The 12882-nt window shown below is 32.1% G+C and carries 13 protein-coding genes and 3 pseudogenes; 7 read left to right on the forward strand and 9 right to left on the reverse strand.

Features of this window, described 5'->3' with window-relative positions; translation table 11 throughout:
- Window positions 1-13: 13 nt before the first annotated feature.
- Complete coding sequence (gene dhaQ / locus MRBLBA3_RS18175) at window positions 14-1012, forward strand: DhaKLM operon coactivator DhaQ (RefSeq protein ID WP_363382750.1); 999 nt, start codon at window positions 14-16, stop codon at window positions 1010-1012.
- A 114-nt stretch (window positions 1013-1126) separates the two neighbouring features.
- On the opposite strand, the gene MRBLBA3_RS18180 is transcribed toward dhaQ, so the two are convergent.
- Together MRBLBA3_RS18180 and MRBLBA3_RS18185 are read right to left on the reverse strand one after the other, a co-directional pair.
- On the reverse strand, window positions 1127-1780 hold the full coding sequence (locus MRBLBA3_RS18180; RefSeq protein ID WP_363382753.1) for a DUF2306 domain-containing protein: 654 nt from the start codon (window positions 1778-1780) through the stop codon (window positions 1127-1129).
- A 216-nt stretch (window positions 1781-1996) separates the two neighbouring features.
- Window positions 1997-2197 (reverse strand): annotated as a pseudogene (locus MRBLBA3_RS18185) (ATP synthase subunit I); the annotation flags it as partial.
- Between the two features lie 163 nt (window positions 2198-2360).
- Here MRBLBA3_RS18185 and MRBLBA3_RS18190 point away from each other — a divergent pair.
- Window positions 2361-2801, forward strand: coding sequence for a hypothetical protein (locus MRBLBA3_RS18190; protein WP_363382756.1), 441 nt, complete (start codon window positions 2361-2363; stop codon window positions 2799-2801).
- Between the two features lie 158 nt (window positions 2802-2959).
- Here MRBLBA3_RS18190 and MRBLBA3_RS18195 read toward each other — a convergent pair.
- Together MRBLBA3_RS18195 and MRBLBA3_RS18200 are read right to left on the reverse strand one after the other, a co-directional pair.
- A pseudogene (locus MRBLBA3_RS18195) lies at window positions 2960-3596 on the reverse strand (hypothetical protein).
- 141 nt (window positions 3597-3737) lie between these two features.
- Complete coding sequence (locus tag MRBLBA3_RS18200; protein WP_363382759.1) at window positions 3738-4355, reverse strand: VanZ family protein; 618 nt, start codon at window positions 4353-4355, stop codon at window positions 3738-3740.
- A 244-nt stretch (window positions 4356-4599) separates the two neighbouring features.
- Between MRBLBA3_RS18200 and MRBLBA3_RS18205 the strand changes: the two are divergent.
- The 3 genes and pseudogenes from MRBLBA3_RS18205 to MRBLBA3_RS18215 form a co-directional block, all read left to right on the forward strand.
- A pseudogene (locus MRBLBA3_RS18205) lies at window positions 4600-4701 on the forward strand (TetR family transcriptional regulator); the annotation flags it as partial.
- Window positions 4702-4894: 193 nt separating this feature from the next.
- Complete coding sequence (locus MRBLBA3_RS18210; RefSeq protein WP_000433538.1) at window positions 4895-5206, forward strand: ArsR/SmtB family transcription factor; 312 nt, start codon at window positions 4895-4897, stop codon at window positions 5204-5206.
- 254 nt (window positions 5207-5460) lie between these two features.
- Window positions 5461-6636, forward strand: a complete 1176-nt coding sequence (locus MRBLBA3_RS18215; protein WP_044741193.1) for an MFS transporter — start codon at window positions 5461-5463, stop codon at window positions 6634-6636.
- Between the two features lie 636 nt (window positions 6637-7272).
- Here MRBLBA3_RS18215 and MRBLBA3_RS18220 read toward each other — a convergent pair.
- A complete protein-coding gene (locus tag MRBLBA3_RS18220) occupies window positions 7273-7536 on the reverse strand; it encodes a DUF3937 family protein (RefSeq protein WP_044740969.1) in 264 nt (87 codons plus the stop codon).
- A 102-nt stretch (window positions 7537-7638) separates the two neighbouring features.
- Window positions 7639-7944: a barstar family protein gene (locus tag MRBLBA3_RS18225; protein WP_363382764.1), complete on the reverse strand. Its 306-nt coding sequence runs from the start codon at window positions 7942-7944 to the stop codon at window positions 7639-7641.
- A gap of 153 nt (window positions 7945-8097) precedes the next feature.
- Between MRBLBA3_RS18225 and MRBLBA3_RS18230 the strand changes: the two genes are divergently transcribed.
- The gene (locus MRBLBA3_RS18230; protein WP_088007449.1) at window positions 8098-8439 is read left to right on the forward strand and encodes a YolD-like family protein; all 342 of its coding nucleotides are present in this window, start codon (window positions 8098-8100) and stop codon (window positions 8437-8439) included.
- A gap of 610 nt (window positions 8440-9049) precedes the next feature.
- On the opposite strand, the gene MRBLBA3_RS18235 is transcribed toward MRBLBA3_RS18230, so the two are convergent.
- Both MRBLBA3_RS18235 and MRBLBA3_RS18240 read right to left on the reverse strand, forming a co-directional pair.
- The gene (locus MRBLBA3_RS18235; protein ID WP_000464547.1) at window positions 9050-9448 is read right to left on the reverse strand and encodes a CHRD domain-containing protein; all 399 of its coding nucleotides are present in this window, start codon (window positions 9446-9448) and stop codon (window positions 9050-9052) included.
- 84 nt (window positions 9449-9532) lie between these two features.
- Window positions 9533-9703, reverse strand: a complete 171-nt coding sequence (locus tag MRBLBA3_RS18240; protein WP_363382768.1) for a hypothetical protein — start codon at window positions 9701-9703, stop codon at window positions 9533-9535.
- A gap of 1148 nt (window positions 9704-10851) precedes the next feature.
- Between MRBLBA3_RS18240 and MRBLBA3_RS18245 the strand changes: the two genes are divergently transcribed.
- Window positions 10852-11169, forward strand: coding sequence for a hypothetical protein (locus MRBLBA3_RS18245; RefSeq protein ID WP_044740965.1), 318 nt, complete (start codon window positions 10852-10854; stop codon window positions 11167-11169).
- Window positions 11170-11513: 344 nt separating this feature from the next.
- Here MRBLBA3_RS18245 and MRBLBA3_RS18250 read toward each other — a convergent pair whose 3' ends face one another.
- A complete protein-coding gene (locus MRBLBA3_RS18250; RefSeq protein ID WP_363382771.1) occupies window positions 11514-12548 on the reverse strand; it encodes an AI-2E family transporter in 1035 nt (344 codons plus the stop codon).
- Window positions 12549-12882 lie beyond the last annotated feature (334 nt).

Consider the following 12882-nt stretch of genomic DNA (forward strand, 5'->3'; position numbering starts at 1 on the left):
GGTGGCAAAAGCAATGAAAAAGGTTATGAATGATGTAGACAATATTGTTCAAGATATGCTGCATGGCTTTTATTTTGAACATAACGACAAAGTAAATTACGACGAAACACATAACATCATTTATGTAAAAGATATCGAAAAAATGAAGCAAAACGTTGTCATTATAAGCGGCGGTGGTAGCGGACACGAACCTGCTGATATTGGTTATGTAGGAAACGGAATGCTTACGGCGGCAGTAAACGGAAGCATCTTCACTCCGCCTACAGTCGAACAAATTGTGGCGGCAACTCGCTTAATGCCAAAAAATAAGAGTATTTTATTCATCATTAAAAACTTTAAAGATGACGTAGAAAACTTTCTAGCTGCAGAACAAATCGCCAAAAAAGAAGGAAGACAAATTGACCACATCATCGTAAATGACGACGTTTCAATTGAAGATGATGCTTCTTTTAATAAAAGAAGACGCGGCGTCGCTGGTACTGTTTTCGTTCAAAAAATACTTGGTGCGGCCGCTTTTGAAGGCCATTCTTTAGAAGAACTAACAACACTTGGTCGTTCTATCACCGACAACTTACACACATTAGGAGTCGCCCTTTCACCTGCAAATGATCCAGTACAAGGAAAAGCTTCATTCACATTAAACGACGATGAAGTCTTTTATGGCGTCGGTATCCACGGCGAAAAAGGTTACCGTAAAGAAGCACTATCCTCTTCTGAAATATTAGCGATCGAACTTATGAATAAACTAAAAAGCATTTATCGCTGGAGAAGAGGAGACAACTTCGCCATCCTCATTAACGGACTCGGTGCGACACCATTAATGGAACAATATATTTTCGCAAACGACATTCGCCGCTTATGTGAGCTGGAAGGATTACAGATTACATTCGTAAAGGTTGGTACATTGTTAACTTCTTTAGATATGAAGGGTGTTTCGCTCAGTTTGCTTAAGGTAGAGGATTCGGATTGGGTGAAGTGGTTGAAGGAAAATACGGAAACTGCTAGTTGGTAATATAAATAAAAATAGGATGACTTCAATTGGCCATCCTATTTTTGTATGTAATTCAGCTATTAAAAAAATTCAATTACTGAAGAATTCTGCCCTCAATATTACAGCAAATTTACATTAAAAATGTAAATCCTCATTTCCTTCGTATTTTCCTTTATTAAGTCTTTTTCTTATGAATAATTCTGCAACAATTAAATTGGGTACCCACGCTAACCAAGCAATAATAGCGTAGCTAAGTTCAAACCGCTCTATTCCAAATAGAGCTATAAACAACGGTAGCCAAATTCTTAATGTAACTGCTCCAAAGGTTAAAGAATAATTTCTAATCATCCAATTCCGATGCTCTTTAATTTTTTTATTCTTAACTCTATTTAATGCTTGATATGCTGATGTTAGCCAAAATACGGATAACAAACCGAAACCTAGCTTCGCTACCAATCCTCCCGTAGCATAAAAGGATAGATATAGTCCAGAAACGCCTCCTAATAATATACCAACCATATAGATTCTCCCAACTATTCGATGACGGTTGATATTCCTTTCTCTAAATGTAGTGGATAATGTAAAAGGGCCAGTTACTAATGCTACTATACTAGTTGTAATATGTATAAATAGCATCATATACCAGAACTCACTTAATTTAGATCCAAACATAAGCTTCGCTTTTACAAGCCCTGTTTGAAATCCATCCATAATAAAATATTGGACAACAACATAGCCAGTTACTAAAAGAGCAAAAAAAGTAACTACAAACCAAATTTTCCTGTTCAAATTTTACTGCCCCCTTATTACATTAAGGAATTAGATTATACATTACTGTTCATTCTAGGGAAAAATAGAAAAGCCTTCTTTAATGATCTCTTCAACACATTGTTTTTATAAACCGAATGACTTACATGGAACGACGAATAAAATATATGATATAAGGCCCTTCTTCATACATAAAAACCCTCAAGTATATCGTTCTATACTTGAGGGTTTACTCATTTATTCCCCCACATCCCTCATACTGTAATACCTTAAATTAATAATAACCAAGAAATACCCACCCATAATTCCAGAAGCAAATGTCCACATGAAATCATGGTGTTCAATTTCATACACAATAATCGCACCGAGTATTGCGGCTGCAAGCCAATTCATCATGCCAAGCATCGGCGCTTTTTCTTTTTTTACAATGCTATCTCCCTGGCACACTACATCTATCATTCTGAATACGAAACATAAATATAGCAAAAATTCCACATAGACCCAATAATAGTTAAAATATTATAATGAAATTACCCTACACAGTTCCTTTTATCAGGGGAGGTGGTGAAATAAAAATCAGTGATGCGTGGGTGAATAAATAATGTTAAAAAAGCTAGAAAATCTTATCACTTCGGCCGATTTCGAAGAAGCTGAAAAATTATTTAAAAACAATCGCTTTGAGGATTTCTCAGAAAAAATGCTATATGTTACTTATGAAAATAGTAGTATTATCAACTATAGTTTTATAAATTATTTATTAATGAAAAAAGAATCCAATGATTTACATGACCTTGCATTTGATTTACTAGTAAATCCTTTATGTCATATAGAAGGAGCATATCATTCTTCTTTATATCATGCTAAAAAATCCGTGGAGTTAACAAAAGAAGAAAATGTGGATAGTTTATTACAATTACTATTTCTTCATTCCGTACCAGATAAATTAATTTCTGATACAAAGGCAATTGAAATTTGCAATAAAATTTTAGCATTAGATGCTTCTAATGAAATTGCTAAAGAAACTATTAAGGAATTATGTTAAATAAGGGATTTCCATATGGCAATCCCTTATTTAACATACAACACAAAACTATCGAAATAGCTACTTTCCTTGCTTTTAAAAACACCTATTGCGTCGGTCTTAGCGAAGGTAACAGGAAACATCAAAGCGGTTCACGTACTGGATCGCTTTCATTTCATTCATTTTCTTACATCAATAGTTAGCTCATCTGTAATCTGCTCGAGATGGAAAAATCTTTTTATATAATGGATATCTGACCACTTTTCTTCCCCACCAATAATAAATAACTCTTGCGCATCATACATAAATGAAAAGCTTGGATAGAAACTGTCCACTCTTATTTCAATCTCACCAGTACGATTACTGATAATCTTACAGTCTGCTGAATAGCTTAATAACGTATAGAGAGAACCTTGTGCTGATTGGAAGAAATACTTCATAAGTGTAGTTATATCATCACTATCGGTAATGAACACGTTAAAAAAGTTCGTATCCTTTTTCTTATTAGTAAAAACTAGCTCAAAATGAAATGTATTCTCTTCTAAAAACCCTTCAATAAAGTCCCTACACAAATAAGTTTCAAATACCATATATATAGGAAATTTGTTAATTAAGCCTATAAATCCTTTAATGATTTCTTCAAATCCTTTATGCTGATTCCAATTTGTTCCCCCCCCCTATCATAATAGGGTGATTTAAATAAATAGGATACGGTGAGAACCCTTCATCTTTTAACATATACACTCGTTTTCCAGCTGTATGAAGAGCTGGTTGAGACTCTTTTAGTAAGTATTGAGATAATTGAACATGTAACATATTTACACCTACCTATCATGTAATACATAAACTATATCTATTAAGTTAGAAAAACGGATGTACCATTCACATTTTACCGTGTTTGAGCTTGGAGAACTAGAATCATTTTATAAACGAGATCGCAACCATCTTATTGGAGGCTTACAGATCTCCAGGATAATAAATTAACATCGCACCTACAAATGAACACACTAAACAAAAAATAGCCTCGTATTTTATAACTAGAGGAAAGTTGGTATCAATCTTTTTTTCCTCTCTTTTACATATCATTTTAAATAAAGCTCTATATAATACATACCCAACAATCGCCCCGAGGGTATTCGTAAATAAATCATCAATATCTGTAATTCTATTATTTAGTAATTGATTTAACTCAATTGCCAATGAAAAAAAGAATCCCGCACATACGGTTTTTTTCATTTTTCTAAAATGCGGCCAAATAGTCGGTAATAAAAAACCTAACGGCATAAACAGTAAAATGTTCAAAAGATACGTAGTACTACCTGCAGTATCAAATAGAGTCAAGTTGATTTGACTTACACGAATCCACGTTTCATATCTACTTATATCCCATACAGTCGCGATCTGCGTCACCCCATATACTAGCGAAAGGTAGAATAGAAAAACATATACCCATAGAAAATGCAGAATAGATATATTTCTTTTCGCTTTAAAATAAAACACAATTTGAAAAACAATACAAAAAATAATAGTAAAAAAATAAGTATACAAATAATCCATCAAAACTTCTGTATGCATGTAGAATCCCCTATCTTTACATTTTCATCTATGACTTTATCGTTTTTAGTCTCCTTCTTGATGTAACTCATTTATAGGATAGGAAAAACTTTTAAAATAAAAAATGGGGTAAACATAAAATTTTTCTTAAATTTTATGTTGGGTTTTATTATTACTCTTCTTAGGAATCCGTCATCGATAGCTAGGCAACAACATGCTTAAACCTGACAATATTATCATTTTTGCACGTAATCCTCGTAGTACTTTAACCGATGAAGCATATATAAAATCATGTGAATCGTTTGTTCAGTTAACACATGAAATTAAGAAATATATGACGTACTATAATCATTCTTGCTATCAATAGAATTTAAAGAAGATGACTCCTGTTTGCATACAGAAATCATCTTTTTTAGGTTGCCTAACTTTTTTAGAATGTCCTTTACAAAGGGTACAGATCAAGAGCACCTCATTCCTATTTAAGGGGATCACATATACCTTCTCCCCTTAAAATCACAAAAACCCATTTACAAATCTATAAAAGTAGATATAATATCCTTATGGAACCTTTATTGATTTATAAAGCATTGTCAAATGAAACAAGATGTCAAATTTTATCATGGTTGAAAAATCCAGAAAACCATTTCGATGAAAAAGCTTATCTAGAGCAAGGCCTTAGCTTTCAAGTTGGAGTGTGCGTAGGAGATATCCAGCTTAAAACTGGCTTAGCCCAATCAGTTATTTCTAGTTATTTATTAACTATGAAAAAAGCAGGCTTACTACAATCTGACCGAATTGGAAAATGGACCTACTATCGCCGAAATGAAAAAACAATACGAGAGTTTTCTGAATACGTTCAAAACGAATTATAAAATGAAAGCTAATAATTAATTGATTATTAGCTTTCACACATTCTGCTTTTTTATAAAATTGCACTACCTATAAAAGCAAGAAACATAGAAAGGAGAAATTTTTTTAACATATCACATCTAATTATCTAGATATCTGTTATTGTATTTTAAATTACATAGTCCTGATAATATTGGCATCCAATCATACTTGTAATAATGCTTCTTTGTTAATGAATTTACTTTCAAAATACTGATACGAATGGAGAGTTTTATAAATGAAAAAAGTAAATCCTTTACTTATTCTGACACTCGCAATAGGTGTGTTCGGAATTATTACTACCGAGATGGGGATTGTCGGCGTATTACCACAAATCACTCAAAAATTCGGAATTTCAACTACACAAGCTGGATTTTTAGTAAGTATATTTGCACTAGTTGTTGCTATTTCTGGTCCGTTTTTAATTCTGCTCGTCTCTAGTATGAATCGTAAAATAATTTTATTATCAGCAATTTTCATATTTGTTATTTCAAATATAATCTACGCTTATACAACACAATTTGAAATCATGCTTATTTTTCGTATTTTACCGGCAGCACTTCATCCACTCTTCTTTTCAATCGCTCTTGTAACAGCTGCTAAACTTGTCCCTCCAGAAAAGAGCGGTCAAGCGGTTACAAAAGTTTTTATGGGAATTACGGTTGGCTTTGCTTTAGGTGTACCACTAACCTCTTACCTTGCAGACCAATTTTCACTCGAAATTGCTTTCTTATTCGGAGCGTTCGTTAACACTCTTGCATTCATTGGAATACTAACCCTACTCCCTTCTATGCCTGTTAAAGAAAAGATGTCTTTCGGCAAACAAATTCGTATACTCGGCAAACCAGGATTATGGTTAAATATTTTAACCGTCACATTCCTTTTTGCAGCCATGTTTTCCGTATACAGCTACTTCGCTGAATACCTTGCAAAAGTATCTTCCATGAATGGATCTCTCATCAGTATCATGCTATTCGTATTTGGTATCGTTATGATTTTAGGTAATCATTTATTTGGCAGTCTCCTGCAAAAAAGTATAGTAAATACAGTAATATTATTCCCTATCCTATATTCTATTGTTTACATATTGGTTTATTATTTAGGTTCCTACCTTGTTCCAATGATTTTCATCGTATTTATTTGGGGAATCGTACATGCCGGTGGATTAATTGTTGGTCAAACATGGTTAATAAGCGAAGCTAAAGAAGCGCCTGAATTTGGTAATAGTCTATTCGTTTCATTCTCAAATCTCGGAATTACTCTAGGAACAACAATTGGAGGCTGGTTCATTTCAAACTTAGGTATTCACCAGCTTATTTGGAGTGGATTTATATTCACACTACTTTCATTTCTATTAATTATAATAAAACTAAAATTTTTCAATTCTAATAGCCAGGCTTCATTATCAAGCTAGTACACTTTCGGTTCCAAATTTGATAAAAAAAATTATAAATTCTTCTCTATATAAAATTTTATAAACTAAAAAGTATAATGCCGGAAGCCTTTAGCCATAATTACGACTAAAGGCTTTTTTGTATAAAAAGTGGAAATTTAATCAGTGGGGGCTTTGTTCATCTCCCCACTGATTATCAGCCCTCACCAATCGGGCGTTTAAGGCAGTTCATGCGGGATAAAAATAAATCTAAAAGGAGCTAATTTTATGGAACATAATCAAAATGGAGTACTTGCTTTAATTGTTTTGTTTTTAGTATTAGTGTTTTTTGTTAGTGGCATGGTTTATCATTTATGGGGTTCTTTTTAATTTCAACTTTTAAGCAGATAAATAATTCAAATACTACAACGTGTATTGTAATTATCGATATGGAATATTTCCCAAAACAACAAAGCATAGATTTAAATTTTCTTTCTCAATGGACAAAATAACTTAACATGGTAAAATAATATTTGGACGGGAGTCCAATATTATTAAAATTAAGATGGTTCAAGTCGGAGGAAGGCACCTTAGGGTGTCTTTTCTTTTTTGTTAATTAATAGATTGTTCTCTTCTATGTAACTCTTTAAAATATAAATTTTAATAAAAAAGACGCATTTAGATTGATGCGTCTTTTGGCGATGTCTCTTTTGTGAAATCATATAAAGCTATTGCACCTAAAATAACAAGTATGCATTCAGGAGCATCTATCAAAATAGCTTTCCAAATTTCAGGTATTACCCATTTAATATCTGCTGCTGTTTCAAGATATGTTTGAAAATAACCGATTGTAAAATCAATTACAGATAAACATACAAATAATGTTAGACAAAATCGAATTAATTTCTTATTTTTAAACATGTAACACCTCTCAAAATTCATTGGATATTCCTACTTTTGGTTCGTTATATAATTACATCCTTATATTTGATTTTAACATACAAAAAACCCAAATAAATACAATATACATATTATTGACAGTATTCAATCAAATGAGAATTCGCTTTTCCATTCAGGATCCTTTCTATCCTCTTCATTATAATCAAGAAGACACTCTTTCATTATTTTTGTATCTCTCGGTAACCTTTTTTCTAACTTTGACCATCCGTCGAAGATCATTTTGTTTGGCAAAGGACACATAAATCCTTTAATACAATCCCAAAAATCATCCCAGTTTTCCCCGTACAAATCAGGAAACTCAAGCTTCTCTTTAAGAAGTAAATGCAATTCTTTTGCATTATAAATGTTGCTTACATCTATGACAATAATTGATTCACGTTCATTACTCAATTATATATAAATCATGCTTAGTTAAATTAGGTTAATTTTATAAAGAGTCAAAAACCTCTAAATATTTATTTTATAATTATATAAATAATCCTAACATCTCCAAAATTTGATATAATGATACAGTTATTAATAGCAATTAGGGAGATATACAGCATGCACGATACACATATGCCAAAAGAAATAGGAATGACTAAGCGGACTCCATTCGCTTCGATACCGAAGAAATTCACCGGTATTGGTAAGATTGTTAAAAAACAAACAAAAGTGGAGCGCCCTACATTAACCCAAGACGAACAAGAAATTATTGAAAACAAGTTACTATGTTCATTTCTTTCTGAAGAGAAGATATTGATTACTTATTATAGGGATGGTCATTTGCTTACTAGATATGTGACTGTAACTGACATAAATCCGATACAGAATTTAATAACTTGCACTGATGCATCTTATAACAGAGTTTTCCTTAAATTTATAGATATAATTAATTTGAGATAAAAACATTCAGTTTTTCAAATGTATCCGGGAATAAAAATGAAAGAATCTTGTATTCTAGGTTAAATACAGATAGAGAAAAAGTGTAAGTTCTTGTGAGAGTTAGCAAGATAAAGGCTGTTTGTTTATGTCTTGGACTGTCTGTTATGGTTATCGAATTTACAAATACAAAAGAGGAACAGAACACAATAGAGAAAGCTAAGGAAGCATTTACCACCTGATCAAGTATCCACCCACCAAGTAATCTTATCTAACTCTGTAATTCCAAGTTTATGATTTAGGTGGTGCTATAGCGACATCCGCCGCATTTATGGATACTAGAAATAGGATTAAAAATAAAAATTATAAAGCAGCTTAATATAAAAAGGATCCTTTGCGGTTTCCTTTTTTCTATGCAAAATAAAAAAGTAGCGGATTCGCTACTTCTAATTAATTGTAACTTCATATTGTTTTCTAATTAAATTTGATTACTTTCAAAACAATGAAAATGAATTTTAAAAGTAATTAAGATTATATTGGCTATCTGTATTTTTTCAGTCATCCTCTTCCAAATAAAAGCCCGCTCAACGGATGATTTATGTCTTACACTAAACTTTTTCACTACTATACTTAATTAGCAATGATACAATTGGCCACGAATTTCGCCATTAGGATGTTGTACTGTATGAACATTAATATAAATGTTTCCAGAGATGATTTCATTTACAAGAGCGGCTAAAGTTTGACCAGCCAACGGCCCAACCAAATCCTCTTGAGTGATCATTCCTGTAAAAGTTGCACACTCTATTGAAACCGGATTTGTTATAGGCCCAAATAAAAAAGCTACAACAGGACCATTCGTTCCTTTGGCTCCTAGATGCAGATGGGCAACTACTACATTTTCTATATCGAATAAATCTAACTTGAATTTTAAACTAAGCTCGTCCTGGCTTAATTTAAAGAAAGCTTGTCCTCTAGCATCGGTTTCTACTGGTGGAACTTCATTTCTACCACGTAACTTTGCGAAGAACATATTTATCACTCCTATGCTTTTATTTACTCCTAATATATTCTAGTCCTTCTTAAATGGTGACAAAATAAAAAAGCATCGGATTTGCTACTTTAATTGTTTGTTGTTTGCTTCTATTTCTTCTTCATTAAATGATTTTTGTACATTTCTTTTTAAAGCCCATCCTTTATAAACAAATTCCTTGAACTCTTTCATAGATAATGGATCATTCAATACTTCCCATAATCCTATCAATTCTGTATATTTAGGTGTCTCCATAAAATACTCGTGTGATTTAACTGTTTCGAAGTGTCTATGGAATTCCCAATGACATTCTTCGCATAAATAATAGAACGCGGAACACCTGTCATTTTGGAAATGTCATTTACACTCAAACTATTTTCTGTTCTATGGTTTCCTAGCCCCACTGTTATTCCTCGCTTTCTACTTGTAAATTTCTATTTCAATTGAATATGCAATATTTCATATTTTATTATTTTGATATCCCTTTATTAACTATCACTTTCTAGTTCATCATTAATATCCATTGATAAATCAACGTTTGTAATTTAATTCCTTATATTAAACCTCGACAAAATACTTTTAATCACTATATTCAAATAATTGTATTTTGTTTTTTGTTCTAGATATCTAGATATGTTTTGTGTATTATATAGCAGAAGAGTAAGGTAAGAGTTACTCTTTGCCATTTTAGAAAAGGTTCTGTTGGAGACAACAGGACCTTTTTTGTTCGAATTTCAATAAAACAATTCTTAAATTCCATCTTATTGGAAATAACTATATAATGAAACTGATTAAATATTAGGGGTGCTATTAATGTCTGATATAATCCGTCTCTTAATTATCATGATGATTGCAACCTTTTTATTTTCTTCCATAATAATGGAGTTTAAAAAACCTCAAAAAAGCATGTTTTGGTTCTCAATTGAAGTCTTGTCTCTCCTCGGAGTTTTACTGCTAATAAAGGAATTTTTTATCAATCATATAACATAGTCCTCTGAATAAAATTCAATATTCCGTCAATACTGTAGACAACCGATTAAGTTACTTTCTCCTTGTTCCCCCTTGGAGAACCGAGCAGTTAGCTTTTGCTGACTGTTCTTTTATTTGAAATTAAAATAGCGTTTTCATTCCAAATGGTGCCCCTCATTCGTTTGGACACATTTACCAGTATTTTTACCAAAAAATTCATGATATCGTTAATTAGTCGAGTACGTCATTACTTGACGATTACCCTTAGGAGCCCCGCAGACAATCGGGGTTTCTTTTATTTAAATCCATTTTCTCTTTTAGGGTGATATAGTCCTTAAGATCTTGTTAAACCTGTGCAATTACGGTTGGAATTTCATTCTTTTTGACACATATCCCCAGGCTATCTGGACATGATAAAAGATGAGGTGACTGACATGAAGGATAAAATATTGGAATTAGTACCAGAATCGGTAAAAAAATTACTCCAGAAAAAAGTTAAAGATGGAAACCGATGCATCATTGATTTAGTTGTGGATGATGCAACTGCTTATGGATTTGAACCGGAGCAGGTAATCCCTTGTATCATGGCGAGTTATTATGTTTATGAATCTACCACCTATCCCAGTGAAATGGAGGAAGAATGGAAGCTGAACTTGGTTTTTCATGCGGCCAATCGCTCGGCAATGAAGCTTCTGTCTTATGGGAAGTATAAAGCGAAACAATCTGAAAGTGGATGGATGAGATACAATTAAAATATTGGCAAAAAAAGAGATGTACGTGGAACCATTCTCCATTCAGGTTAGGGGTTTCAGTACACATCTCATGCCTTCAACAAACGCCTTTTAGAATTAGGTATCAATGGCAGCCAATCTCGCAAAGGAAACTGGCATGATAATGTTTGTATCGATTCACTTTTCTCCCATTTAAAATCAGAGATGTTATATTTGCATCATTTACTTAGTTAAAAAGAATAACTCCATTCTGATCAATCTTTTTTCAAAATAAGGGTTTTATTGTTGCTGTTAAATAAGGGTTTGTGACTTTATTCCAAAGCAATACAATATACTTGGATTGCTTTTTATGTGCCTTCGAGGTATCATTCCATATCTACATACGATTTCTCCTCATTCTTCACGTCAAATACATCAAGCAAGAAGATAAAAATCGGAATCCCAATTATTAACCCCCACACACCAAAAAAATGCTCTGAAAATATAAGAATTATAAACGTATAGAAAATTGGTAAATTCGTTTTTGCAGACATAAATTTTGGATTTAAAAAATAGCTTTCAAACGCATGAATGACTGTAATGAAAATTAAAATATATACTACATATGTAATCCCACCAATATTATAGGCAATAATACAAAGTGGAAATAGCGAAATGATTACACCTGCAACTGGGATGAGTCCAAGTAAAAAAATCATTAATGCTAATACAAGGAGCTGCGGAAATCCTAAAAGCCAAAGTGCAATAACTGAAAGGATACAATTTATAACAGCGATTAAAAACTGTGCCTCAATAACTTTTCCAAATGAACGTACAAATTTTTGTCCAAAATATGCAATCTCATTGTAAAAAAAGCTAAGCTTACTATCTTTAAATTTAGAAGTGAAAGCTATAATACGCTCTTTTTCTAACAAGAAGAACAAACTTAAAATAAAGGAAAGAAACATCTGCGAACTTACTTTTCCAATACCAGCCAAATACTGATAAATAACATCGGCACCTTGTTCAATATACTTTGATACTTCCATCTCTTTAATGGTAGAAATCAAATATTTTATAATTTCATTATCAGGTGGCTGCTTAAAAAAACCTTGAAACTGATGAATTAGCTGTGAAATTTGAACGGTAATGACCGGCAAATATTTATATACCGTGGTAACAATCAACATAACTAAGACTATGTATAAAAAGGCAATAATCACTTTCCTATTTATTCTTACAAAATGATTAAGCTTTTCAGAAATAAACCTTTGAAAATGATTCATTAAAAACGTGAGGATAAAGGTAATCAATATTAAATTAATCATACTTTTTAACCCATATAATATAAGGGTTAATATTATTAACACAAGTAACCTTTGAAATCCTTTACTTTGAAAGATATTTTTCATTTGCATCATTAGGACTCAATCCCCTCTTCAGTAGATAGAAATTCAATATATTCATGAAAACGTTAATCATTTATCTATTACTTTTTACCTGCTTTCTGTGTTTTTCATATATTCATAAAAGACACATGTAATATAATATACATGTGTAGATTTAAAGGGGGAAGAATCAAGTTTCAGCAGTTATATAGTTAATCTACAAAAAAGGGAAGTGTAGATGAAAAATAATGAGGGGTAGCTGGATTTACGTGTTAGATGTACACGAATGATCAATCTTTTTTATAAAAACTTAAGGAATCTAAAATTAAAACTCACACATTCTGATTAATCTTTTTTCAAAATGTGG

The organism is Bacillus sp. LBA3-1-1.1 (assembly GCF_040676495.1).
Taxonomy (GTDB): Bacteria; Bacillota; Bacilli; order Bacillales; family Bacillaceae_G; genus Bacillus_A; species Bacillus_A nitratireducens.

What these genes read in the sequence shown, in the direction of transcription:
- dhaQ (WP_363382750.1), top strand. Translation starts at nt 14, where the DNA reads ATGAAAAAGGTTATGAATGATGTAGACAATATTGTTCAAGATATGCTG.
- MRBLBA3_RS18190 (WP_363382756.1), top strand. Translation starts at nt 2,361, where the DNA reads ATGTTAAAAAAGCTAGAAAATCTTATCACTTCGGCCGATTTCGAAGAA.
- MRBLBA3_RS18200 (WP_363382759.1), bottom strand. Translation starts at nt 4,355, where the DNA reads ATGCATACAGAAGTTTTGATGGATTATTTGTATACTTATTTTTTTACT.
- MRBLBA3_RS18210 (WP_000433538.1), top strand. Translation starts at nt 4,895, where the DNA reads ATGGAACCTTTATTGATTTATAAAGCATTGTCAAATGAAACAAGATGT.
- MRBLBA3_RS18215 (WP_044741193.1), top strand. Translation starts at nt 5,461, where the DNA reads ATGAAAAAAGTAAATCCTTTACTTATTCTGACACTCGCAATAGGTGTG.
- MRBLBA3_RS18220 (WP_044740969.1), bottom strand. Translation starts at nt 7,536, where the DNA reads ATGAATTTTGAGAGGTGTTACATGTTTAAAAATAAGAAATTAATTCGA.
- MRBLBA3_RS18230 (WP_088007449.1), top strand. Translation starts at nt 8,098, where the DNA reads ATGCACGATACACATATGCCAAAAGAAATAGGAATGACTAAGCGGACT.
- MRBLBA3_RS18235 (WP_000464547.1), bottom strand. Translation starts at nt 9,448, where the DNA reads ATGTTCTTCGCAAAGTTACGTGGTAGAAATGAAGTTCCACCAGTAGAA.
- MRBLBA3_RS18240 (WP_363382768.1), bottom strand. Translation starts at nt 9,703, where the DNA reads ATGGAGACACCTAAATATACAGAATTGATAGGATTATGGGAAGTATTG.
- MRBLBA3_RS18245 (WP_044740965.1), top strand. Translation starts at nt 10,852, where the DNA reads ATGAAGGATAAAATATTGGAATTAGTACCAGAATCGGTAAAAAAATTA.
- MRBLBA3_RS18250 (WP_363382771.1), bottom strand. Translation starts at nt 12,548, where the DNA reads ATGATGCAAATGAAAAATATCTTTCAAAGTAAAGGATTTCAAAGGTTA.